Here is a 23153-nt window from a genome sequence, read left to right on the forward strand (position 1 = left end):
GCGCGGGAACGGCCCCGCACGCGTCTGTCTGCATGCGGGGCCGTTCCAAATTTCTATTGGTGAAGCAAAGAAGAAGAACAGACTGAACCTAGAAGTCCCAGTCCTCATCTTCGGTGTTGACAGCCTTGCCGATCACATAGCTTGAACCCGACCCCGAGAAGAAGTCGTGGTTCTCGTCGGCGTTCGGCGACAGGGCCGACAGGATTGCCGGGTTCACGTCGGTAACGGAAGCCGGGAACATGGCCTCGTAGCCCAGGTTCATCAGAGCCTTATTGGCGTTGTAGTGCAGGAACTTCTTGACGTCCTCGGCCAGGCCGACGGAGTCGTAGAGGTCGTGCGTGTACTGGACTTCGTTCTCGTACAGCTCGAAGAGCAGCTCAAACGTGTAGTCCTTGATCTCCTGGCGCTTCTCCTCGGAGACCTTCTCCAGGCCCTTCTGGAACTTGTAGCCAATGTAGTATCCGTGCACGGCCTCGTCACGGATGATCAGGCGGATGAGGTCTGCCGTGTTCGTCAGCTTGGCACGTGAGGACCAGTACATCGGCAGGTAGAAGCCCGAGTAGAACAGGAAGCTCTCCAGCAGCGTGGAGGCCACCTTCCGCTTCAGCGGATCGTCGCCCTGGTAGTAGTCCATGACGATCTGCGCCTTCTTCTGAAGGTTCGCGTTCTCGGTGGACCAGCGGAACGCCTCGTCGATCTCCTTCGTGGAGGCCAGCGTGGAGAAGATGGAGGAGTAGCTCTTCGCGTGCACGGACTCCATGAAGGCGATGTTCGTGTACACGGCTTCTTCATGCGGGGTGATCGCATCCGGAATCAGCGAGACGGCGCCGACGGTGCCCTGGATGGTGTCCAGCAGGGTCAGGCCGGTGAACACGCGCATGGTGAGCTGCTGCTCGTCAGGAGTCAGCGTTGCCCAGGACTGGACGTCGTTGGACAGCGGGATCTTCTCCGGCAGCCAGAAGTTGTTGACGAGGCGGTTCCAGACATCCACGTCCTTGTCGTCCTGGATACGGTTCCAGTTGATCGCCTCGACGTGGCTAAGCAGCTTGACCTTTTCGGTCATGTCATCCCCTAAACGTTGGGTTGTTCTTGAAGTTAAGCGTACGACGGCGGGCGGGCGCCCGCCGTCGTACTGTCGCGATTTAGTTGAAGATTAGAGCATGCAGCTGACGCAGCCGTCCACCTCGGTCCCTTCCAGCGCTAGCTGGCGGAGACGGATGTAGTAGATGGTCTTGATGCCCTTTTTCCAGGCGTAGATCTGGGCCTTGTTGATGTCGCGCGTGGTGGCGGTGTCCTTGAAGAACAGCGTCAGGGACAGGCCCTGGTCCACATGCTGCGTGGCCGCGGCGTAGGTGTCGATGACCTTCTCGTAGCCGATCTCGTACGCGTCCTGGTAGTACTCCAGGTTGTCGTTCGTCAGGTACGGCGCCGGGTAGTACACGCGGCCCAGCTTGCCTTCCTTGCGGATCTCGATCTTGGACGCCACCGGGTGGATCGAGGAGGTGGAGTTGTTGATGTAGCTGATCGAGCCCGTCGGCGGAACGGCCTGCAGGTTCTGGTTGTAGATGCCGTGCTCCATGACCGAAGCCTTCAGCTCGCGCCAGTCATCCTGGGTGGGGATGTGGATGTTCTTGAACAGCTCCGCGACCTTCTCGGTCTGCGGGATCCATTCCTGCTCGGTGTACTTGTCGAAGAACTCCCCCGAGGCGTACTTGGACTTCTCGAAGCCGCCGAAGGTCTGGCCGGTCTGGATGGCCAGCTTATTGGAGGCGCGGACGGCGTGGTATACCACCGAGTAGAAGTAGATGTTGGTGAAGTCCAGGCCCTCTTCGGAACCGTAGTGGACCCGCTCACGTGCCAAGTAGCCGTGCAGGTTCATCTGGCCGAGGCCAATAGCGTGGCTCTGGTCGTTGCCGCGGGCGATGGAGGGCACCGAGGTGATGTTGGACATGTCCGAAACAGCCGAGAGCGAGCGGATCGCCGTCTCGATGGTCAGGCCGAAGTCCGGCGAATCCATGGTCTTCGCGATGTTCAGCGAGCCCAGGTTGCAGGAGATGTCCTTGCCGGTCTGGTCGTAGGACAGGTCATCGTGGTACGTGGTGGGCTGGGAGACCTGGAGGATCTCGGAGCACAGGTTGGACATGATGATCTTGCCGTCGATCGGGTTTTCCCGGTTTACGGTGTCCTCGAACATGATGTACGGGTAGCCGGACTCGAACTGGATCTCGGCGAGCGTCTGGAAGAACTCGCGTGCCTTGATCTTGGTCTTCTTGATCCGGGAGTCGTCCACCATCTCGTAGTACTTCTCGGTGACCGAGACGTCGGAGAACGGCATGCCGTAGACCTTTTCGACGTCGTACGGGGAGAACAGGTACATGTCCTCGTCCCGCTTGGCCAGCTCGAAGGTGATGTCCGGGATCACGACGCCGAGCGAGAGGGTCTTGATGCGGATCTTCTCGTCCGCGTTTTCCCGCTTGGTGTCCAGGAACCGGTAGATGTCCGGGTGGTGGGCGTGCAGGTACACGGCACCGGCGCCCTGGCGGGCACCGAGCTGGTTGGCGTAGGAGAAGCTGTCCTCGAGGAGCTTCATCACGGGGATGACGCCGGAGGACTGGTTTTCGATCTGCTTGATCGGTGCACCGACTTCGCGGATGTTGGTCAGCGCGAACGCCACGCCGCCGCCGCGCTTGGACAGCTGCAGGGCGGAGTTGATGGACCGGCCGATCGACTCCATGTTGTCTTCGATGCGGAGCAGGAAGCAGGAGACCAGCTCGCCGCGCTGCTTCTTGCCGGCGTTCAGGAACGTGGGGGTGGCCGGCTGGAAGCGGCCCTCGATGATCTCGTCCACCATCTGCAGGGCAAGCTGCTCGTCGCCGCGGGCCAGGTGCAGGGCAACCATGCACACGCGGTCCTCGTAGCGCTCCAGGAATCGCTTGCCGTCGAACGTCTTCAGCGTGTAGGACGTGTAGAACTTGAAGGCGCCCAGGAAGGTCTCGAAGCGGAACTTCTTCTTGTATGCGCGGTTGAAGAGCTCGCGAATGAAGTTCATCGTGTACTGGTCGAGGGTCTCGCGCTCGTAGTACTGGTTCTTCACCAGGTAGTCGAGCTTCTCTTCCAGGTCGTGGAAGAACACGGTGTTGTTGTTCACGTGCTGCAGGAAGTACTGGTGCGCGGCCTCGCGGTCCGCCTCGAACTGGATTTCACCGCTCGGCCCGTACAGGTTCAGCATGGCGTTCAGCTCGTGGTAGCCCAAGCCCTTGTAGGCGGCGGGCAGCGGCGGCTTCTCTGCAGTCTTCTCGACGGCGGGCATGGTTACTTCTGTGTCTGCGACAGTAGTGTCCAAAACTTGTCCAATCCTTGATTTACCAGGCGGACGTCTTCAGGCGTCCCCATGAGTTCGAAGCGGTAGAGGTGCGGTATCTGGCATTTGAAGGCGATGATGTCGCCTGCCATGCAGTAGTTGTCCCCGAAATTTGTGTTTCCTGCGCTGATCACTCCGCGGACCAGGGTTCTGTTCTGCGGGTTGTTGAGGAACCGGATCACCTGTTTTGGCACGGATCCCTCGCCGCCAGTCCCGCCATAGGTGGGAACCACCAGCACGAAGGGCTCGGAGGCCACGAGTTCAGGCTCACGCTGATGCAGGGGAATCCTGGCCGCATCCCGGCCGAGCTTCTCCACGAAGCGCCGGGTGTTCTCGGAGGCCGAGGAAAAGTAGATGAGGTGACTGGATGTCCGTGTCATCGGCGTCGTATTCGCAGCATCCGCTGCGAGCGGCGCATCGGCAAGTGCCGGCGCTGCCATGGGAGTCACCTCATCTACGTAAAGTTCTTTGCCGGAAACGGCGGATGAAGCTGGGGCTAGGCCACGGATGCGGCGGCGCTCAGCGCCAGCTCTTCGATCTTGTCCGGGCGGAAGCCTGACCAGTGGTCCTGGTCCGTGACCACGACGGGGGCCTGCATGTAGCCAAGGGCCTTCAGGCGCTCAAGGGCGTCTGCATCCTGAGAGATGTCGACGCTCTGGTAGGTGATGCCCTTCTTGTCCAGCGCGCGGTACGTTGCGTTGCACTGAACACAGGCCGGCTTCGTGTAAACCGTAACGGTCATGGTTCCTGTCCCCTTTGTTGAAGTCACTGCTTTTTGAAGTCTCTTGTTCATCGTTGCGGTAGACACTGCCCGGAACTGAAACCCCTCATCCGTGCCGGTCCTGCGTCCCGCTCAATCTGTATGTCGATACTACATGTAGTGCACGGCCCCGACGTGGACCCCAAGATGATGTATTACAAGTATGTCATTTAATGCACCGTTAATCCACAGGCCGGGTGGTCAAAAATGTCCGGGATTCAGCTGTTTTCGCGGACGAAATCCACACCCTGTGGAGTAGTTAGCCACAATTAATCGCTCCGCGTGTCGCCCGGTGGACGGCGTGTCGTGACTGTGCGGCGGGCGTGTCGGAGGGCACACAAAAGGGGCCCTCAATGCAGATTCAGGGCCCCGATGTGATGAACGGAACTAGATGTGGTGCTTTGTCGCTGCGTGGTCCAGGACTATCTGCTGGACGTCCAGGTAGCCCGTCTCGAACCCTGCCCGGGAGTAGCAGAGGTAGAACAGCCACATCCGCTGGAAGATCGCGTCGAAGCCCATGGCCGCCACCTCGTCGGCGCGGGACATGAACCGTTCCTCCCAGAGGCGCAGGGTCTGCGCGTAGTGCTCGCCCATGGCGAGGCGTTCACGGACCCGGAGTCCGGTCTGCTTCTCGGTGATTTCCTCGATGGCCCGGACGGAGGGGATGACGCCGCCGGGGAAGATGTACTTGTGCACCCACGTGTAGCTCGTCCGGGTGGCGATCAGCCGGTCGTGCGCGATGGTAATGGCCTGGATGGCCACCTTCCCGCCGGGGGCCAGGACGCGCTCGATGGTCTGGAAGTACGTGGCCCAGTATTCGTAGCCGACGGCCTCGATCATTTCCACCGAGACGACGGCGTCGTACTCACCTTCCACCGCCCGGTAGTCCTTGAGTTCAATGGTGACGGCGTCGGCGTAGCCGGCCTCGGCCACGCGCTGCCGGGCGAGCTCCTGCTGTTCGCTGGACAGCGTGACCGAGTAGACCGTGGCTCCGCGGGCAGCGGCTCGCAGCGCAAGCTCGCCCCAGCCGGTGCCGATTTCCAGCACGCGTGTCCCCTCGCGGACGCCGGCCTTGTCCAGCAGCCGGTCGATCTTGGCCTGCTGCGCCTCGGCGAAACCGTCCCAGGCAACGGTCCGAAGGGCGTCGCCGCTCTCCGGGAAGAGTGCGCTGGAGTAGGTCATGGTGCTGTCCAGGAAGGAGGCAAAGAGCTCGTTGGAGAGGTCGTAGTGCCGCGAAATGTTGGAGCGGGTGTTCTGCTCCGTGTTGCGCTCCCTGCGCGGCTGCCGCGGCAGGTAGAGGGCCCGCAGTTTCTGCAGCGGCTCCGGCACCAGGGTGCCGACGCGGGCAGCGAAAACCTCCATCACCGCGGTGAGGTCGTCGGCGTCCCAGTCGCCGGCCATGTAGGACTCACCCAGGCCGATGAGTCCGCCGTCGCCGAGCCGGGCAGCGAAGGCTTCGGGACGGTTCATGGTCATCACCGGGTACCGACGGCCGGGGGCGTCTGCCGTGCCGGGGGCCGCCTTTCCAAGAACGGTCCCGTCGGGGTAGCGGACTTCGAGCGGAAGCCGCCGCACGGCTGCCCTGAAGATGGCGTCGGCAGCCCGGCCGGCCACCCGCGCCTTGAGGGTGGAGGGCACCGTGGCAATGCTCGGCCAGATGTCGGCGTCAACCACGGCGGGCGGCTGGGGAACAGTGTAGGGAACCGTGGAGTCAGCGGCGAGGACGGCACGGTCCGGGGCGGAACGCTCGTTCGCCGGCTTTCCTGCTGCGGATCCGGTAGCTTCGGTGATGGTCACTGGACTGCCTCCTGTGAGGGGTGGTGTGGTCGTTTGATGATGGGCAGCCGACGTGCCCAGAGCTTGAGGCCCTGCCAGCGGATCTGCGCGGCTACACGCAGCGGTGCCAGGGGGACAGCGAGCGCTGCCGAGAGAATGTTCGGCAGGGAGGCTTCGTGGCGTTCGCCGTCGACGGTTGCGATGAAGGGCTTCTGCCCTTCGCGCTCCAGAACGATGGAGACCGCGAGCCGCTCCCCCGGTTCCGGGAGCCTCATCCGGTACTGGCCCTCGACGTCGTTGAACGGGGAAACGTAGAACGCTTTGGGCACGCTGGCCCTGCCGGCGTCGTCCGTTTCGAGCAGATAACAGTGCCGTTCACCATAGGTGTTGTGCACTTCGGCGACGACGCAGCGCAGGTTGCCGCCGGCGTCGTGGCACCAGAACAGGCTGAGCGGGTTGAACACGTGGCCGAACACCCTGGCGCTGGCCAGCATGGTGATCCGGCCGCCGTCGGGTTCTATCCCCCGGGTCCGCAGGAACCGTTCCACATTGCCCCGGAGCGTGCCTTCCGGGTCGCCGAGGTGATCCGAGGCACGGAATTCGGCGAGCGGCCGGAGCGGCCACGGCAGTGACGGAAGCCGGTCGACGTCGACGAACCAGCTGTAGCTGCGGTACGTGAACGCATTGTGCAGCGGCGTGCGGCGCACGTGCGCGATGGAGGTGCGGTAGATGGCTGCCTGTGTGTTCATCAGGCGCCCTCCGCGGCGACGCCCGCCAGTGCAGGACCGGACACGCCGGCCGGCTGTTCCCAGTCCCGGCCGAGCCGGGCGGCCGCTTTGACCCCCGAGAGCGCGCCGTCCTCGTGGAAACCCCAGCCGTGGTAAGCGCCGGCAAAGGCAAGGCGCCCGTCCCCCAGCGCGAGGATCTGCTGCTGGGCCCGGAGCGAATCGGGCGTGTACTGCGGGTGTTCGTACACCATTCGGTCCAGGACGGTGCCGTCGGCGATGAGTTCGGACTCACCGAGGCTCACGATGTAGCGTCCGCCGTCAGCGGGCTTGAGCCGCTGCAGGCGCGTCATGTCGTAGCTGACCAGCACTTTGTCCGGACGTGCGTCGCAGGACGGCAGCCGGTAATTCCAGGACGCCTGGGCATTTGCACTGGCCGGCAGCACCGCTTCGTCGCGGTGGAACAGCGTCTGGTTGACCGAATAGGGCATTCCGCCGAGCGCCTCCTTCTCAGCAGGGGAAGCATCAGAGAGCATGCGCAGTGCCTGCGCGGGATGCGCGGCAATCACGACGGCGTCATAGGTTTCCGTGCCGTGCGGGGTGGTCAGTTCAACACCCTCCCCGTGGCGTCGCAGCGCAGTCACCGGACTGGACAGCCGGATATCGGGAAGGGTGGCGGCCAGCTTGTCCACGTAGGTGCGCGAGCCCCCCTTGACCGTTCGCCACTGCGGGGAGCCCGACACTCCGAGCAGGCCGTGGTGGGCCAGGAAGGTAAACAGGTAGCGGGCCGGGTAAGCCAGCGCCGTGGTGGGGTCGCAGGACCAGACGGCGCTCACAACGGGTGTCATGAAGTGCGAGATGAAGTAGCTGCTGAACTTCTCCCGGGCAAGGAACTCCCCCAGCGTCAGTTCCGGCTCCGCGCTGACGTTCTCGTGACCGGACGCATCCTCGTGACGGGACGCATCGGTGCCCGGTCCGCCGTCGGGTTCCGCTGCCAGCAGGGCGCGGGCACGGCGGTGGAAGCGCGTTACTTCCAGCAGCATCAGCAGGTACCTGCCGCGCAGCAGGGTGGAGGGCCGCGGGATAATGCCGCGCCCCTTGGCGCGGGCACCGGCATATTCGAGGCCGCAGCCGTCGCAGCGGACCGACATGCTCATCTCGGAGTCCTGCGTCTCCACCCCGAGCTCCGCGAAGAGCCGCAGGAGCGTCGGGTAGGTGCGTTCGTTGTGCACGATGAAACCGGTGTCCACGCCCAGGACCGGGCCGTCCGCCTGCGGGACATCGTGGGTGTGGGCATGGCCGCCCAGCCGGGAGTCGGCCTCGAATAGGGTCACATTGTCCCGCTGGTTCAGGACATAGGCTGCGGTCAGTCCTGCCACGCCGCTGCCGATGACGGCCACCCGCCGGCCGTCCGGAATCGTTGCTGCTTGCGACACTGTTCTGCTCCTGTTGGCTTCGCCTGAATCGTCCTGATGAATCGTCTTATGGGCAATTCGTCACCGAAGGGCGCCCGGATGACTGCGAATTCCAGCCGGCCGCCTTGACGCGATTCTTCCCCATGGACACGGCCCGTCAGCGGCGACATTCCGGGGCCGCTGGGCGATATGCCACAATGAAGCGGGATTTCCGAGGCGAAGGACAACCATTGATCAACCCTGTTCACCTGCGGACCCTCGTGGAGGTGACCCGCCTGGGTTCATTCGCGGCGGCCGCCAACCGGCTGGGCTACACGGCATCGGCTGTTTCCCAGCAGATGTCCGCCTTGGAGCGGGACACCGGCGTGGATCTCTTCCAGCGTTCAGCCCGGAGCATCCAGCCCACCGAAGCCGCCCTGGTGATGACGCGGCATGCCGCCAAGGTCCTGACGGACATCGAAGCCCTGATGGCCGCCGCCTCCCGGACACACGACGCCACCCACCAGGAACTCAGGCTCGGCATCTTCCCCAGCCTGGCAACCTATGTGCTGCCGCGGATCCTGCAGAACCCGAAGTGGAAGGATCTGGGCATCGACCTCAGGGTGTCCGTGGCGGAGCCGTCCCAGACCATCCAAGGGCTTCGCACAGGCGGCGAACTCGACGTTGCCCTGGTCTACCAGGTGGGTCAGTCCGGCCTCGCGTGGCCGCACACCGTGAACCGGCAATGGATCGGCGACGACGAATTCCGCGTGGTGCTGCCTGCGGCCTGGGGTTTCCGCGCCGACGCCAAGGTGGCGGCGGACCACCTCTCCGACATGCCGTGGATTGTCCATCACCCGGGCACCAGCGACGCCACGGTCATTGAGCGCCTCTTCGCCAGCTGTAACCTGCACCCGCGCGTGGTGGCCTACAGCGACGACTTCCACGCGAGCCTGGAAATGGCAGCCGCGGGCCTGGGTGCCGCGCTCGTGCCCGAACTAGCCCTTCGGCACCGGCCCACCGGAGTGGTGGTCCTCGATGTTCCGGAGATCAGGCTCGCCCGCAACGTGTTTGCCCTCCTGATCAATGACAAGCAGACGGCGCGGGTCCAGCTCTTCGTCGAACTGCTGGCCGACACCCTGCACAGCCTGGGAGCCACGCGCTAGGATTCGCGGCCCTGGGAACGGCGGGCTTTGGAACGTCGGATTTTCGGAAGCCCCGGCGCCCGCCCGGCGAATGACAGCAGCGCGGTCACGAGCTTGTCCTTCGCCTTGCCGTACGGCGGATACGCAAGACCGAAAGTATCCGGCCACAGCGGCTTGTCCAGGCTGGCCCGCTCATGCGAGAACGTCCGCACGGAATGTTCGCCGTGATAAGCCCCCATTCCGCTGCCGCCGACCCCGCCGAATGGGAGGCCCGGGACAGAGACGTGCGCGGCCGGCGCCCCATACGCAAGCGCACCCGATGAGGTCTCGGCAGCGAAGGACCCGCGGACGCTGTCGTCCGTGCTGAACACATAAACGGCCAGCGGCTTGGGGTCGGCATTGATCATGCGGATGGCTTCGTCCCGTCCTGATACAGGCACCAGCGGGAGGAGCGGGCCGAAGATTTCTTCGCCCAGGATTGCGTCCCCGGGGGCCGGCCGCAGCAGGGTGGGTGCGAAGTAGCGGCTGCCGCGGTTCCGCTGGCCGCCGTGGACCACCGTGCTGCTGTCCGCCAGTTCAGCGAGCCGGTCGAAGTGCCGGTCATCAACGATCCGGCCGTAGGAAGCGCTGCCCGCAGGATCCTTGCCGAACATAGCGGTGATGGCGTCCACGATCAGCGGTTGGAGGGCGTCCAGTATCTTGGGTGTCGCCAGCACATAGTCCGGAGCCACGCATGTCTGGCCGGCGTTCACGAACCGGCCCCAGGCAATGCGCCGTGCAGTGGTGGCCAGGTCGGCGGTTTCGTCCACGAAGGCCGGGCATCTGCCGCCCAGTTCAAGGGTCACGGGAGTCAGGTGATCGGCAGCAGCCCGCATGACCACGCGGGCTGCGTCCTGCCCGCCGGTGAAGAAGATGTGGTCGAAACGCTCCGCCAGCAGCGCCGTGGTTTCCGGGATGCCTCCGGTCACCACCTCCGCGGCGCCGCCAAGGTATTCAGGCATCCAGCGGGCCAGGGCCGCGGACGTGGCGGGGGCATGTTCGCTTGGCTTGACCACCACGGTGTTGCCGGCCGCCAGCGCTCCGGCCAGGGGTGCAAGGGTCAGCTGGACCGGATAGTTCCAGGTGCCGATCACCAGCACCACACCGAGCGGAGTCAGCTCGGTCCACGCCCGGGCCGGTTGCAGGACAACGGGCACGTCCACCGGGCGGGGCCGGAGCCAGGCCGCCAGGTGCCGTTCCAGATGGGCGGCTTCGGCCGTCACAAAGGAAATTTCGGTCATCGCGGACTCAGTCCGATGCTTGCCCAGGTCGCTGAATAGTGCAGCGATGAAATCCTCACGCCGTTCGGTCAGCATCCTGCGCAGGTTGCCGAGTTGTTCGAGGCGCCACGCCAGCGGGCGGGTCACCCCGCTGTCGAAGAGCTCGCGGGATCGGGCGACGGCGGCGGCAGTGTGCATCCGATCAATGTACCCGTGCCGGGACGCAGCCCGGGCTGCAGCCCGGGGATACAGCCCCAGAAAAAATCCCGGATGCTGGAATGGACTGCCCGAGAGGGCTATGTTGAAGATATGAACAAGGTAGCGAGCCGGCACTTTGGTGAAATCGAGCTCAACCACGGCCGGGACCACAACATCGCAGCGAAGCATGAACTGGGCGGCCAGCCGGTAGAGCTGGACCTGAACATCAATGCCCACGACCACTTCGACGAGGCGGCCATGCACAAGGTGGACTACCGGCTGCGGTACTTGCCCGAGCTCGTGGACCAGGTCCGGGACATGATCGCCGATGAGCTGGAGCAGGAGGGTACCAGCCCCCAGGAGTACCGGCACTTCCACTGCAACGCCATCAAGGAGGAGCACCTCAAGAAGGTGTTCGGCGTGGAGGACAAGAGCCAGCTGACCAATGCCGTGTTCCTGAAGGCTCTGAAACTAGGCCATGTGGGTATCTACCCCGGCCAGCCCGAACGCTACTTCGTCCTGGATTTCACCCTGGGCGAGCACTTCACCGACGAAGTCCTGGTGGCGTCCGCGGACGAGGACGGTGTGGTGGACGACGAGATCGTCTGGGAGTCGTAAATCGATTGTTAAAGCCCAGAGGCGGGCAATCTGTCCCGGCTTGTCGTCCACCAGGACGGTCAGCCAGGAATAGGCCTGCGGGGGTCCGCCGTGGGACCGTCCTGGTTGCCGTAACCAGGTTGCGCAGGGACTCTTCGGTCTCGGCGTAGCCGCGGGTCTTCAGGCCGCAGTCCGGGTTGACCCAGAGCTGGCGGGACGGAACGTGCTTCACAGCGGTGCTGAGCAGCTCGGTGACTTCCTTCTCACCGGGGACGCGCGGCGAGTGGATGTCGTAGACGCCCGGGCCAACGCCGCGGCCGAAGCCGTGGGACTCGAGGTCGTGGACAACCTCCATGCGTGAACGTGCGGCTTCAATCGACGTGACGTCGGCATCCAGGCCGTCGATCGCGTCGATGATGGCGCCGAACTCGGAGTAGCACAGGTGGGTGTGGATCTGGGTGGCGTCGGCGGCACCGGCGGTGGCCAGGCGGAACGAGTTCACGGACCAGTCCAGGTATGCGGCCTGGTCGGCCTTGCGCAGGGGCAGGAGTTCACGCAGGGCGGGCTCGTCCACCTGGATGACCTTGATGCCGGCGGCTTCGAGGTCGGCGATTTCGTCGCGCAGCGCCAGGCCCACCTGGTTGGCGGTCTCGCCCAGCGGCTGGTCGTCGCGGACGAAGGACCAGGCCAGGATGGTGACCGGACCGGTGAGCATGCCCTTCATGGGCTTGCTGGTCAGCGACTGGGCGTACTCGGCCCAGGCCACCGTGATGGGGGCGCTGCGGGTGACGTCGCCCCACAGGATGGACGGACGCGTGCAGCGTGAGCCGTAGGACTGGACCCAGCCGTGGACCGTGACGTCGAAGCCCTCCAGGTTCTCGGCGAAGTACTGGACCATGTCGTTGCGCTCGGGCTCGCCGTGCACCAGGACGTCATAGCCGAGCTCTTCCTGCAGCTCCACAACGCGCTTGATCTCGTCCTTCATGAGCTGCTCGTACTGCTCGTTGGTCAGGTCGCCCTTGTTGTTGCGGGCCCGGGCCGAACGGATTTCGGAGGTCTGCGGGAAAGAGCCGATGGTGGTGGTGGGCAGCGGCGGCAGGTGCAGGGCCTCTTCCTGGGCTGCTTCGCGGACCGAGTACTCGGAGCGGTTGAAGTCGGCCGGGGTCAGGGCCGCGGTGCGGGCCCGGACGTCGGCGCGCTGCACACCCTCGGCGGCGGCACGGGAGGCGATGATGCGGGTGGCTTCGTCGATGGCGGGCTGCACTGCGCCGGCATCGGTCAGCAGGCCTGCGAGGGTGACAACCTCAACGGCCTTCTGGTCGGCGAACGCCAGCCAGCTGCGGAGCTGAGCGGACAGCTGGGCCTCTTCCTCGACGTCGTGCGGGACGTGCTGGGTGGAGGTGGAGGTGCTGATGGCGAGCTTGGCCACGGACTTCTTCAGTTCGGCGATCTTCTCCGCGGAGGCGGCAAGATCGTTGCGCCAGATGTTGTGGCCGTCCACGACGCCGGCAACCAGGGTCTTGTTGCCCAGTGCGGCGAGTGCCGCCGCGGACGGAACAGCGCCCTTGAAGACGTCGATGTGCAGGGCGTCGATGTTGGTGGCGGCGAGGGTGCCGAGCTGGCCGTTCAGTGCGCCGTACGGGGTGGAAACGAACAGCTGCGGGCGCTGGGCAACAGCGGACAGGACTTCATAGGAGCGGGCAACCGCGGCCTGGATCTCCTCGGCGGAGGTGTCCTGGTCAACCACCAGGGCGGGCTCGTCCAGCTGGACCCAGCTGGCGCCGGCGGCGGCGAGCTTCTCCAGCAGCGCGGCGTAGACCGGCAGGACGTCCTCGAGGCGGGACAGCGGGCTGAAGCCGGCCGGCGCGTCGTCGGAAGCCTTGCTCAGCAGCAGGAAGGTGACCGGACCCACGATGTACGGGCGGGTCTCCACACCGTTGGACAGGGCGTATTCGAATTCCTCGACAATGCGGTTGGAGGTCAGCGCGAAGTTGGTCTCCGGGCCGATTTCCGGGACGAGGTAGTGGTAGTTGGTGTCGAACCACTTGGTCATTTCCAGCGGCTGCTCGTCCTTGTTACCGCGGGCCAGCGTGAAGTAGCCGTCGATGTCCAGCTGTCCCTCGGCGTTGAGGAGGTTGCCGAAACGGGCCGGTACGGCGCCGAGGTGGGTGGCGGCGTCGAGCACCTGGTCGTAGAAGGAGAAGGTGCCCGGAACAGCGGCGGCTTCGGTCAGGCCCAGGCCCTGCAGGCGCTTGGCGGTGCCCAGCTGGATTTCCTTGGCGGCGGCGTCCAGGGCGGCGGCGTCGATCTTGCCGGCCCAGTAGGCTTCGACGGCCTTCTTGAGTTCGCGGCGGCGGCCGATGCGCGGGTAGCCCAGGATCGAGGCGGAGGGGAAGGGCGTGGTCACGGCCGGGGTGTTCTGCTCAGTCATGTGAAGTCCTTGAAGGTATTGGTGAAAGTCAGGGGTGAATTACTGCTGGAAGATTTGGTGCTGGGGGCCAATACTGGCGGGCGGAGCCGGCGGTTGGGACCGGCTTCTAGCTCGCCATTTCCTGGTGGCGGCGCGCAATGGCATTGAGCCTGCTCGCCGGACGGGCAGGGCGTGGCAGGGCCAGCTTGTCCAGGACCTCCAGCGCGCAGGCGTGCTCGTTGAAGGTGTACAAGTGGATTCCCGGCGCTCCGGCGTCCAAGGCGGCGTTGGCCAGGTCCACTGTTGCCCGGACCCCGATCAGCCGGCGTTCGGCGTCGTTGTCCGCAGCGGCCAGCCGCGCCATGAGTTCCGGAGCGGGTTCGACGCCGGTCAGCTCGCCCAGGCGGTTGAGCCTGCGCACGCTGGTCAGGGGCATCACACCCGGAATGATGGGGATCGTGACCCCCGCCCGGCGCGCCCTCGTGATGAGGTCGGCGTACTGCTCGGTGTGGAAGAACACCTGCGTGATGGCGAAGTCCGCACCGGAGCGCTGCTTGGCCAGCAGCACTTCGACGTCGTGAGCCTCCGTCGGTGATTCCGGGTGCCGGGTGGGGTACGCGGCAACGCCCACCGCCACCTTGCCGGCACAGAGCAGCGCCGAACGGCGCTGCTCCACGCGCCGGATCAGTTCGATCAGGTCCTGGGCGTACCGCAGGGAACCGCTCGCCGGGGTTCCGCCGTCCTTGGGCTGGTCACCACGGAGCGCCAGGATCCCGCGGACGCCGACGTCGAGCAGTTCACCGATGATTTCGGAGAGTTCCTCCGGCGTGTTGCCCACGCAGGTCAGGTGGGCAAGCGGACGCAGCGTCGTTTCGAGCAGGAGCCGGTTGATGAGTTCGACGGCGGTGTCCCGGTTGGAGCCGCTGGCTCCGTACGTCACGGAAACGTAGTCCGGGTCCGTGGCTTCGAGCTCGCCGATGGTGGTCCAGAGCGACGCGGCGGCAGCCGGGGAACGCGGCGGGAACAGTTCATAGGAGAGCGCCACCGGAGCGGTGTCGGAGAGATTCGGATGTGTGTCAATAAGGCTAGGTGGAGACATTTGCGTCCTTGGCTTTGGGCCATTGCCGGCATGTGCACCTCAGTCCAAGGGACCTCGGAAACGCAGAACCGTCAATGAATTTGAGTTTGGGAACACGGAGTGAACTTCGGCAGGGCGCAGCCGCGACTGTTACGCCTGATAAGAAGTTGTCCGTGAGCAAATGTCAGGCCCACATGGGGGCACCCACACCCTCCTGGCGGAGGATCGCTGACACGTTACCTCGGTAACTTGTATAAGACTCTAGGGCGCAGCTTGGGGGCGTTCAAGCTGGCCCCCGAATTAAGACGCACCTTTACGCTCTGTTGCGCCGCCGCGCAGAACATTGTTCGCCGAAAAGCCCGAAATTGGCCTTGGCCTCTGGCCCGCCCGGCCAAGGTGCTCCTAGCATGGCGTGAAGAGCAGGTAAGGAGGCATCGTCCATGACCGGCTCCGGACCCCCGCACCTGACGGCACTCATCCGCAATTGTGTCATCGGCTGGATGGCCTCAACGGCTATTTATCACGCCGCCCTGCGCCCGCATCTCCTCCGCTGGGGAGCTACCCGGGGAGAAAGGGCGGCATCCATGCCGGGCGACTCCCTGGTAGCTGACCCGTTCGTGGTTTCCACAAGGGCCGTTTCCATTCGGGCCGCTCCTGGTAGCATCTGGCCGTGGCTGGCGCAGATGGGAGACGGGCGCGGCGGCCTGTACAGCTACGATTTCCTCGATCGCGCGTTCGGTATACTGAGCCGTCCAAGCGTCAACCGGATCCTTCCCGAGTTTCAACAGCTCGGAGCAGGCGACGTGATCCCGCTTGGCAGGGGTCCGGATTGGCCGGTAGCCGCCCTTGACCGGGAACGGCACTTGGTGCTGGAACCTGTGCCGGCCCGCGTCAGCTGGTGTTTTGCCCTGAACCGGGACACGAACGCCACCCGGCTGGTGAGCCGCGTGCGGATCAGGATCTACACCCGGCCCGTGCTGTGGGTTCTTGCGCCGCTCATCGATTTGGTCTGGTTCATCATGGAGCGCAGGATGCTCCTGGGGATACGCGCGCGTGCAGAGCGGCTGGAAAATACCCAAGCCCCCGAAGAACAGTGAAGATCACCAGGGCCTGTCCGTGCCGCTCCCGGCATCCGTGTTGCCCAGGTATTCTTCCCGCTGCCTGCCGCCGTTTCGTTCCCGCTGCGCGGACTTGGCGGACTCCTCCAGCTTGTCCAGCTGGCTCTGCTGCGGCTCCGGATCGGGCTGCGGCTGCTTGTCCACGTCCCCGGTTTCAGCGTCGGGCGCGGCGCCGCCGAGCTTACCCGCTTTGGACTGCAGCCGTTCTTCCGCTCCGCGGAGGCGGTCACCCTCGCCTTCTGCGCCGTTGGCGTTGTCCTTGCTTTCGTCCGGGCTGAAGCAACCAGGCGGAGCAGCCCTGATTACAGCCAGGCCGTCGTCATACAGGCGGGCCGCATCAGCGGCAGACTGCGCGGAGTTGGTGGCAGCGGTGGCGTCGGCGGCCGCTGCTGCCGCGTCCGCCAGCCGTTCAATGCTGAGGACCAGGTTGACGCGCACCTTGCACTCGTCGGCTGGCGGAGCGTCAGCGAGGGATGCCTCAAAGCGGGCGCGGGCCCCGGTGAAGTCCCCGCTGAGGACCAGGGCGTCGCCCGCTGCAAAGGGCGCCTTGTGGCGTTCCACGAAGTTGGCAATGTCCAGGCCGGACGCTGCGGAAGCAGTGCCGGCCTGGTCGCCGCGGCCGAATGACGCTGCCGCTTCGCTGCCCAGATAGCCGACGCTCAGAAGTTTGACGGCGAGCGCCACGGCAACCAGCACGGGCGCTGCGGACAGCAGCAGCAACCGGCGTCGCCTTTGCTTGCCTCGGCCCGGCACGGCGGCCGCGCTCTTTTCCCGGTTCATCAGCCGGCCTCCGTTCGTCCCGGCCGGAGTTGCCTCAACTGGCGTAGGACGCGGATGCTCTCCCACAGCGCAAGGACGAAAGCAGCCAGTGCCGGGGCCCAGTAGAGTTCCGTTCTGCCCTCGAGTGACTCCGATGTTTCCTTGAGCGCGCCGGGCCTGGCCGCCTGCATCATCGGGGCCGTCCCGTCCCCGGGCGCGCGGTGGACGTAGGGAACGCCGAGCTGTGCCGCCACCTCCCGCAACCTGTCCTCGTCGATCCGGGACACGGCGTCCCCGGCGCTTCCGCCGCTGCGGTCCTGGATGTAGGCAGCGGCATCGCCGGACGAATAGCTGGATTTTTCCTTCATCCGGCCGCCTTGCCCGGTACCGTAACCAAGCACAGCGCCGCCGTTGACCAGCGAGGCATCGACGTGCATCGGCTCCGGCGCCTTGCCGCTGGTCTGCTCGCCGTCGCCGAGGTAGTACACAACCCGTGCCCGCTCAGGGTGGCTGTCCCTGGCCGCCTTGAGCCGCTCGTTGAGGACAGTCCGGGCAACGGTGACACTGCTGCCTGTCGAATACTGGGTGATCTGGGGTTCCAACACGCCGGTGAGTGTGCCGAGGGCTGAGGTGTCCGTGGTCAGCGGCATCCGGACCACCGCCTGGGAGTCGAACGTGATCAGGGAAAACCGTGCGCCGGCCAGCTCCCCTGCGATAGCCATGATGTCCTTCCGGACGCCGTCGAGCCTGGGGCTGCCGTTGCCGTAGTCCTCGGCCGCGATGCTGCTGGTGGTGTCCACGACAAAAAAGACATTCAGATCTGCTTCTGCTGCCCGGACGCTGCCGCCGGGCAGGCCCGGCCGGAGTGCCGCGAGCAGCAGCAGTGCCACGAGGCCCGCGGGCAGCAGCAGGCCGCGGAGTCCTGCTCCGTGCTGCCGGCTTCGGACGGCCGTCCATCCCAGGAGAACGACGACGCCGGCAATAACAGGAAGCATGATCCACCACGGCCAGATGGGTTGGAAGGTCACGACCTCAGCCTCCAGGTTGCGCCGGCCAGCACCAGGCCGGATACCAGAGCGATGCCCAGCGGGATCTCGGCGCGGTCCGAAACGACGGCCTGCGGGGCGGCGGTGAAGGCCGTGGCCTCCGTCGACTGAACCTTGCGGATGATCTCCGCGACCGCGTCCGGGCTGTCCAGGGGGTAGTAAGCCCCGCCCGTCCCTTCCGCGGCCGCGCGCAGTTCGGCACCGGGTTGATCGGGGTCCGTTCCGTAGTCGAAGTCCCCGGGGTTGAGGGCGTAGACACGCACGACCTTCTTTTTGGCCAGCGCTGCCGCTTCCGGCAAGGTAAAAATGGGTTCGCCCGAGACGAAGTTGTCGGTGGCCAGGACGACCGAACGGGACCGCTCCTGCGAACCGCCGCCTCCGGCCGGGCCCCCGCCATCGGTTGCCGGGAACCCCTGCACGCATGAGGCCAGGCCGTCCCCGATCAGGGAGGATCCGGCGCCGTTCCACGTGCCGTCCAGGAATCCGGCGCTGCCGGGTGCGCCGTCAAAAGCTTTCTTGGCCGCCTGCAGCTGTTCCTGCACGAAGTCGTAGTCGTCCGTCAGGGGAAAGACCTGCACCGCGCTGCTGTCGAAGACGGTCAGGCCAATCCGTTCGCCATCGAATCCCTGTGCCAGGCGGGCGAAGACCTCGACTACGGCCGCGTCGGCGCTGTTCATGGATCCGGAGGCGTCAAGGCACAGGATGATGTCGCGGTTGCGTTGTTCGGGGCTGACAGTGTTGCGCTCGGCCGGCCTGGCTGCGGCCACCACCGCTGCTGCCATCAGGACTCCCCCTGCCACGGCAGCCACCGTGAGCCAGCGGCGATGGCGACGCACCGCTGCCTGGTACTCCGGCAGTTCGGTGAGCCGATTTCCGTGGGCCACCGGCCGCAGGGTGGTCTGGCGGCCCCGCTCCCGTATCCGGGCCAGCCAGTACGTCCCCGCACCAAGGAGGAGGGCAGCCGGAATCATCCACCAGAAGATCAGCTCCATGTCCGGACCACCTCCCGCGCCGTTTCCGCGGCGGTTGCGACAGAGTCGCCGGGTTCCGGGTCGCCGGGTTCCGGGTCCCGCGGTTCAGGGCCGAATTCCGCAGGATAAAGGCTGCTGACGGCCAGGGCGGCTGCGGGAATGTTCTGTTCGCGGAGCTCTGCCAGGGTCATCCGCGGGGCATCGATCCCGGCAATGTCGCGGACAAAGCTCCTGATGAGCAGGCTGAGCGCCTGGTGCGCGGCGCGTGCGGACAACCGGCCCATGGCCGAGTCGGCTGCCACAGCATCAATGCGGCGCAGGTAGTCCCCTTTGAGGCTGGACGGATCCGACGGCGGCCCGGAGGCGGGCGCCGTCCATGAGCCCGTTTTTTGCCGGGTGCTCAGGAAGACATAGGCCAGCCACACGGCCACGAGCAACAGCAGGCCCAGGCCGGCCCACGGCAACCAGGGGCTGTAGCTCAAGGGGGCATAAAACCCTGCGTCATTTTCCACGGCGGTGCCGTTCCAGCAGGGTGAACACGGCAGGCATCACGTCGTGGCTGCTGCCTGCCTGGACGTGGGCAATGCCCAGCCGCCGCAGCACGGACTCCCGGGCCGCATCCCGCTGTTCCTGTGCCGCCGTGTACGCGCGGATCACCGCATCCGACGCCGAGAGGCGGCCGGGCAGGAGCCCGGCGTCCGCAACGTCAAAGCGGTCGGCAGTCAGGGCGGCCGTTTGTGCCCCGGCCAGCTGTGCGTCCCGGACTGTCAGCCAGAGGACCTCGTGCTGGGCACGCAAACGGCGCAGCAACCGCTCCATCCCGGCATCCGGTACCAGCTCGTCGGCCACCACGAAGAGCAGCATGCGCTGGCCGAAGTTGCGTGCCACATAGGAGAGCTGCTCGCCGATGCTGCTGCGGGGTGAGGTCAGCGCCGTGCTGTCGTTGACTTCGCGGAGGAGCCTTTCCAGGTGCGCTTCACCGGCTTTCGCGGGCAGGGACCGGGATGAGGTCTCGTCACCGCACACCAGGCCCACCACGTCGCCGTGACGGTGGGCAAGGTAGCCCACCACCCCCAAGGCCATCACGGCCACATCCGTCTTCGGCTCGCCACCGAGCGAGGAAGCAGCCATATTGCGTCCGGTATCAGTCACCAGCAGCACCGTCTGCCGCCGCACGGCAACATAGCGCTTGATGAGCGGGGATCCGTGCCGGGCGGAAGCCTTCCAGTCGATGTCGCGCACTTCGTCTCCGGGAAGATAGGCCCGGAGGTCGTCAAAGTCGAGGCTGCGGCCCTTAAAAACGGAACCGTATTCGCCGTCGAGCATTCCGCGGGCTTTGCGGTGGGCGAAGATGGACATCTTCGATTTCACCCGGGTCAGGAGGCTGGACACAGGCCCGGGCTCAGGGAGTCTGTACGGACGCCACGATGGCATCGATGACCGTCTCCACCGGAACCTGCTCTGCCACCGCCTCGAAGCCAAGGATGATCCTGTGCCGGAGCACGCGGTGGGCCAGTGCTTTCACGTCCTCGGGGATCACGTGGTCCCGGCCGTTCAGGAGGGCGACTGCGCGGGCGGCCTGGCTGAAGGCGATGCTGGCACGCGGGCTGGCTCCGAACTCGATGAAACCCGCCAGCCGGGCGTCGATGTACTGGCCGGCATTCCGGGTGACGAACACCAGGCCGACGATGTACCTGACGATCGCCGGGTCAATGTAGACGCGCTTGACCAGCTCCTGCACCTCCGAGACCGCGTCCAGCGACGCGGCGGCGGCCGGGCGCTGTTCGTCGGTGAAGACGCCCGAATCGATCCTGCGGATGATCTCGGCCTCTTCGGCCGGTGTGGGGTAGTCCAGGACGTCTTTGAGCATAAAGCGGTCCATCTGTGCCTCGGGCAGCAGGTAGGTGCCCTCCTGCTCGATGGGGTTCTGAGTTGCCAGCACCAGGAACGGGCTGGGCAGCCGGTGCACCACTCCCCCGATGGACGTCTGCCGCTCCTGCATGGCCTCGAGCATGGCACTCTGTGTTTTCGCGCTGGAGCGGTTGATCTCGTCCAGAAGCACAATGTTGGCGTGCACCGGCCCCAGCTGCGTGACAAATGTTCCCTTGGCTGCGTCATAGATCTGGGTGCCTACAATGTCGCTGGGCAACAGGTCGGGGGTGCACTGGATCCGCCGGAACTCTGCACTCACGGATTCCGCCACGGTCTGCGCAGCGGTGGTCTTCGCGAGCCCGGGGACGCTTTCCAGCAGGATGTGGCCGCCGGTCATGAGTCCTACCAGCAGCGATTCCCGGAGCCTCACCTGCCCCACGACCTTCGCGTCGAAACTGCGCGAGATGCTGGCCATGACCTGCTGCGCCCTGGCCAGTTCCGCCGCTTGGATCCGGACGGCGGCCGTTGACTGAAGCACTGGAAGTCCCCCTGGTTGCTGTTCGTGAACGGCCGCTGGTGCTGCCGGACTGCGTTGCGGTCGCAACGCGTCCGCCACGGGCCATCCTATCCAAGCCGTGGTCCGCGGATTCCGCAATGGGGAGCCCTCCCCATGCGGGCCGCTCAGGACTATCCTGATGGCATGATTCAGCTTCCAGCCAGTTACCAGGAGTATCTCGCCGGCAAGAGCGAGAGTTTCATCAACACCGTCCGGCCGATCCTCATGCAGTCGGCGGCGGAGAAGTTGCATGGTGTCAGGGTCCTCTACAACCCCGGCCCCACCGGCCACCAGGCCCATCTGGATGACACGATCCCGTTCGGGACGGTTGTCGAAGACATCGACTGACGGCGGGCTCAGCCCTTCATTGCACCGGAGAGCGCAAACGATCCGCCGGCCCCGCGCGCCACGAGGACGTAGAGGACCAGAACCGGAACCGAATAGAGGATGGAGAATGCGGCCAGCTGGCCGTAGGCAATTGCGCCGTGCTGTCCGAAGAAGCTGAAGATCGAAACCGATGCGGGCTGCTTCGACGGCGACAGCAGCAGGATGAAGGGCACGAAGAAGTTGCCCCAGGTCTGAATGAAAACGAAGATGAACACCACCCCGAGGCCTTGGCGCATGAGCGGCAGCACCACGGCGCGCAGGGCCGTGAGTCCGGACGCGCCATCCACCCAGGCGGCCTCTTCCAGCGAAACGGGAACCGCATCCATGAAGTTCTTGGTCATCCAGATCGCCATGGGCAGCGCGGTTGCCGCCATGAAGAGAACCGTGGCCAGCTGGGAATCAAGAAGCCGCAGCTGGACGAACAGGCCGTAGACAGGCACCATGATGGCGGTTACCGGCAGGCAGGTGCCGCACAGGATCGAGTACATGAACGGCCGGTTGAACCTGGACTCGAAGCGCGACAGAGGGTAGGCAGCCAGCACGGCGGCCACCAGGGTCACGGACGCTGTCCCGGCTGAGAGCAGCAGGCTGTTCCAGAGCGGCCTGAGGAGCAGCTCCGGCGTAAGGACCGCTGTGAAGTTGGCTAACGAGGCGCTGGCCGGCAGCCGGGTCTGGTAACCCGCTTCGGCGTCCAGCGAGCCGAACACCAGCCACAGCAACGGCAGGACGAAGCAGGCGCCGATCAGCAGCAGAGCAGCATCTGCCGGACCCCGGTTCCGGTGGCGTCCCGGCCATGCCCCTTCGCCGTGCCGGGGGCGCCGTAACGTCTCTTCGAAAGTCCGTCGGCCCGCCGTCGTCATCGTTTATCCCCCCTGAGCAGCCGGACGTAGGCAATCCCGAACACCAGGCCCAGAACGATAAGCACCGAGGCGATGGCGGTACCGTAGCCAATGTCGCCGAACTTGAAGGCTTCCTGGTAGGCAAGGACGGGCAAGGTGGTGCTGGCGCTGGACGGACCGCCGGCCGTCATCACCCAGATCAGGGTGAAAACGGCCAGGGTCTGGAGCGTCACCAGCATAAGGTTGGTGGCGATGCTGGACCGGATCAGCGGCAGGGTGATGAACACCAGTCGCTGCCAGCCAGCTGCACCGTCCATCAGGGCGGCTTCGGAGATGTCCTGCGGCACGTCGGCCAGGGCCGCCCGGTACACCAGCATGGAGAACGCGGTGCCGCGCCAGATGTTGGCCAGCACCACGGCCACCATGGGGTAGGCGTACAGCCAGTCGGCGCCGGCAACGCCCGCACCGCCAAGCACCTGGTTCAGCGTCCCGTCCTTGCTGAAATAGGCGTAGGCGGCGAAGGCCGCAACGATCTCGGGTAGCACCCAGGCCGCCACCACGGCGGTTCCGACGACGGCGGCCACCGGCTTGCGGGCACGCGTCATCAGGCCCGCGATCAGGAGTCCAAGCATATTCTGGCCCACCACCGCCGACGCCACGACAAAGACAACCGTCAGGACAACCGAGGCCGGAAAAGCAGCGTCTCCCAGCAGCCGCACATAATTCTCGACGCCGGTCCAAGCCGGGTTCCTGGCGTTGCGGCCGGTGAGGGCCGCGTTGGTGAAGGAGGCGTGGAAGGACCAGAGGATGGGAGCGGCCAGGAAAACGAGGATCAGCAGGACTGACGGCAAAACCGGCAGCAGCCGCAGCTGCTGCCGGACCGTTTTTCGTTCAACCATGCG

The 23153-nt window shown here is 65.4% G+C and carries 22 protein-coding genes; 4 read left to right on the forward strand and 18 right to left on the reverse strand.

Annotation, left to right across the window (positions count from 1 at the left end; translation table 11 throughout):
* Positions 1-88: 88 nt before the first annotated feature.
* From nrdF to ASF98_RS15660, 7 genes are all read right to left on the reverse strand, one after another.
* Positions 89-1063 (reverse strand): class 1b ribonucleoside-diphosphate reductase subunit beta, encoded by a 975-nt coding sequence (gene nrdF / locus ASF98_RS15630; protein ID WP_028269034.1) that lies wholly within the window; start codon positions 1061-1063, stop codon positions 89-91.
* A gap of 90 nt (positions 1064-1153) precedes the next feature.
* Positions 1154-3310: a class 1b ribonucleoside-diphosphate reductase subunit alpha gene (gene nrdE / locus ASF98_RS15635; RefSeq protein WP_200939385.1), complete on the reverse strand. Its 2157-nt coding sequence runs from the start codon at positions 3308-3310 to the stop codon at positions 1154-1156.
* A 2-nt stretch (positions 3311-3312) separates the two neighbouring features.
* A complete protein-coding gene (nrdI, locus tag ASF98_RS15640; RefSeq protein WP_055803727.1) occupies positions 3313-3741 on the reverse strand; it encodes a class Ib ribonucleoside-diphosphate reductase assembly flavoprotein NrdI in 429 nt (142 codons plus the stop codon).
* 116 nt (positions 3742-3857) lie between these two features.
* Positions 3858-4103 carry a glutaredoxin-like protein NrdH gene (gene nrdH / locus ASF98_RS15645; RefSeq protein ID WP_011692201.1) on the reverse strand — a complete coding sequence of 82 codons (246 nt, stop codon included), beginning with the start codon at positions 4101-4103 and terminating at the stop codon, positions 3858-3860.
* A 405-nt stretch (positions 4104-4508) separates the two neighbouring features.
* Positions 4509-5918, reverse strand: a complete 1410-nt coding sequence (locus ASF98_RS15650) for a class I SAM-dependent methyltransferase (RefSeq protein ID WP_082506880.1) — start codon at positions 5916-5918, stop codon at positions 4509-4511.
* The gene (locus ASF98_RS15655; protein WP_055803466.1) at positions 5915-6646 is read right to left on the reverse strand and encodes a DUF1365 domain-containing protein; all 732 of its coding nucleotides are present in this window, start codon (positions 6644-6646) and stop codon (positions 5915-5917) included. The genes ASF98_RS15650 and ASF98_RS15655 overlap by 4 nt, the downstream gene beginning before the upstream one ends.
* The gene (locus tag ASF98_RS15660) at positions 6646-8058 is read right to left on the reverse strand and encodes an NAD(P)/FAD-dependent oxidoreductase (RefSeq protein ID WP_055803469.1); all 1413 of its coding nucleotides are present in this window, start codon (positions 8056-8058) and stop codon (positions 6646-6648) included. Before ASF98_RS15660 ends, ASF98_RS15655 begins: the two co-directional genes overlap by 1 nt.
* A 209-nt stretch (positions 8059-8267) precedes the next feature.
* Between ASF98_RS15660 and ASF98_RS15665 the strand changes: the two genes are divergently transcribed.
* Positions 8268-9182 (forward strand): LysR family transcriptional regulator, encoded by a 915-nt coding sequence (locus ASF98_RS15665; RefSeq protein WP_055803472.1) that lies wholly within the window; start codon positions 8268-8270, stop codon positions 9180-9182.
* Here ASF98_RS15665 and ASF98_RS15670 read toward each other — a convergent pair.
* A complete protein-coding gene (locus ASF98_RS15670) occupies positions 9179-10618 on the reverse strand; it encodes an aldehyde dehydrogenase family protein (protein WP_055803475.1) in 1440 nt (479 codons plus the stop codon). The two genes, ASF98_RS15665 and ASF98_RS15670, sit on opposite strands and share 4 nt — an antisense overlap.
* Before the next feature lie 111 nt (positions 10619-10729).
* Between ASF98_RS15670 and ASF98_RS15675 the strand changes: the two genes are divergently transcribed.
* Positions 10730-11236 (forward strand): DUF2004 domain-containing protein, encoded by a 507-nt coding sequence (locus ASF98_RS15675; protein ID WP_055803732.1) that lies wholly within the window; start codon positions 10730-10732, stop codon positions 11234-11236.
* Here ASF98_RS15675 and metE read toward each other — a convergent pair.
* The gene (gene metE, locus ASF98_RS15680; protein ID WP_235506040.1) at positions 11163-13646 is read right to left on the reverse strand and encodes a 5-methyltetrahydropteroyltriglutamate--homocysteine S-methyltransferase; all 2484 of its coding nucleotides are present in this window, start codon (positions 13644-13646) and stop codon (positions 11163-11165) included. The genes ASF98_RS15675 and metE overlap by 74 nt on opposite strands.
* Before the next feature lie 106 nt (positions 13647-13752).
* Positions 13753-14724: a methylenetetrahydrofolate reductase gene (locus ASF98_RS15685; RefSeq protein WP_055803476.1), complete on the reverse strand. Its 972-nt coding sequence runs from the start codon at positions 14722-14724 to the stop codon at positions 13753-13755.
* A gap of 419 nt (positions 14725-15143) precedes the next feature.
* Between ASF98_RS15685 and ASF98_RS15690 the strand changes: the two genes are divergently transcribed.
* Positions 15144-15800 carry a hypothetical protein gene (locus tag ASF98_RS15690; protein ID WP_082506881.1) on the forward strand — a complete coding sequence of 219 codons (657 nt, stop codon included), beginning with the start codon at positions 15144-15146 and terminating at the stop codon, positions 15798-15800.
* A 3-nt stretch (positions 15801-15803) separates the two neighbouring features.
* Here the strand turns inward: ASF98_RS15690 and ASF98_RS15695 are convergent, their stop codons facing one another.
* From ASF98_RS15695 to ASF98_RS15720, 6 genes are read right to left on the reverse strand one after another with little or no spacing between them, the layout of a single operon-like run.
* The gene (locus tag ASF98_RS15695) at positions 15804-16601 is read right to left on the reverse strand and encodes a hypothetical protein (RefSeq protein ID WP_055803479.1); all 798 of its coding nucleotides are present in this window, start codon (positions 16599-16601) and stop codon (positions 15804-15806) included.
* Positions 16601-17608: a vWA domain-containing protein gene (locus ASF98_RS15700; RefSeq protein WP_055803482.1), complete on the reverse strand. Its 1008-nt coding sequence runs from the start codon at positions 17606-17608 to the stop codon at positions 16601-16603. The genes ASF98_RS15695 and ASF98_RS15700 overlap by 1 nt, the downstream gene beginning before the upstream one ends.
* On the reverse strand, positions 17605-18618 hold the full coding sequence (locus ASF98_RS15705) for a vWA domain-containing protein (RefSeq protein ID WP_055803485.1): 1014 nt from the start codon (positions 18616-18618) through the stop codon (positions 17605-17607). Before ASF98_RS15705 ends, ASF98_RS15700 begins: the two co-directional genes overlap by 4 nt.
* Entirely contained in the window at positions 18609-19109 is a 501-nt protein-coding gene (locus tag ASF98_RS15710) for a hypothetical protein (RefSeq protein ID WP_055803488.1), read from the reverse strand. Before ASF98_RS15710 ends, ASF98_RS15705 begins: the two co-directional genes overlap by 10 nt.
* On the reverse strand, positions 19099-19989 hold the full coding sequence (locus ASF98_RS15715; RefSeq protein ID WP_055803492.1) for a DUF58 domain-containing protein: 891 nt from the start codon (positions 19987-19989) through the stop codon (positions 19099-19101). The genes ASF98_RS15710 and ASF98_RS15715 overlap by 11 nt, the downstream gene beginning before the upstream one ends.
* 10 nt (positions 19990-19999) lie before the next feature.
* A complete protein-coding gene (locus ASF98_RS15720) occupies positions 20000-21007 on the reverse strand; it encodes an AAA family ATPase (protein WP_055803495.1) in 1008 nt (335 codons plus the stop codon).
* A gap of 162 nt (positions 21008-21169) precedes the next feature.
* Here ASF98_RS15720 and ASF98_RS15725 point away from each other — a divergent pair, with 162 nt between their 5' ends.
* A complete protein-coding gene (locus ASF98_RS15725) occupies positions 21170-21373 on the forward strand; it encodes a hypothetical protein (RefSeq protein ID WP_231510972.1) in 204 nt (67 codons plus the stop codon).
* Between the two features lie 8 nt (positions 21374-21381).
* Here ASF98_RS15725 and ASF98_RS15730 read toward each other — a convergent pair whose 3' ends face one another.
* Positions 21382-22272 (reverse strand): carbohydrate ABC transporter permease, encoded by an 891-nt coding sequence (locus ASF98_RS15730; protein WP_055803498.1) that lies wholly within the window; start codon positions 22270-22272, stop codon positions 21382-21384.
* On the reverse strand, positions 22269-23150 hold the full coding sequence (locus ASF98_RS15735; RefSeq protein WP_055803501.1) for a carbohydrate ABC transporter permease: 882 nt from the start codon (positions 23148-23150) through the stop codon (positions 22269-22271). Before ASF98_RS15735 ends, ASF98_RS15730 begins: the two co-directional genes overlap by 4 nt.
* Positions 23151-23153 lie beyond the last annotated feature (3 nt).

Origin of the sequence: Arthrobacter sp. Leaf337, from assembly GCF_001423745.1 — a bacterium.
Classification (GTDB): Bacteria; Actinomycetota; Actinomycetes; order Actinomycetales; family Micrococcaceae; genus Arthrobacter.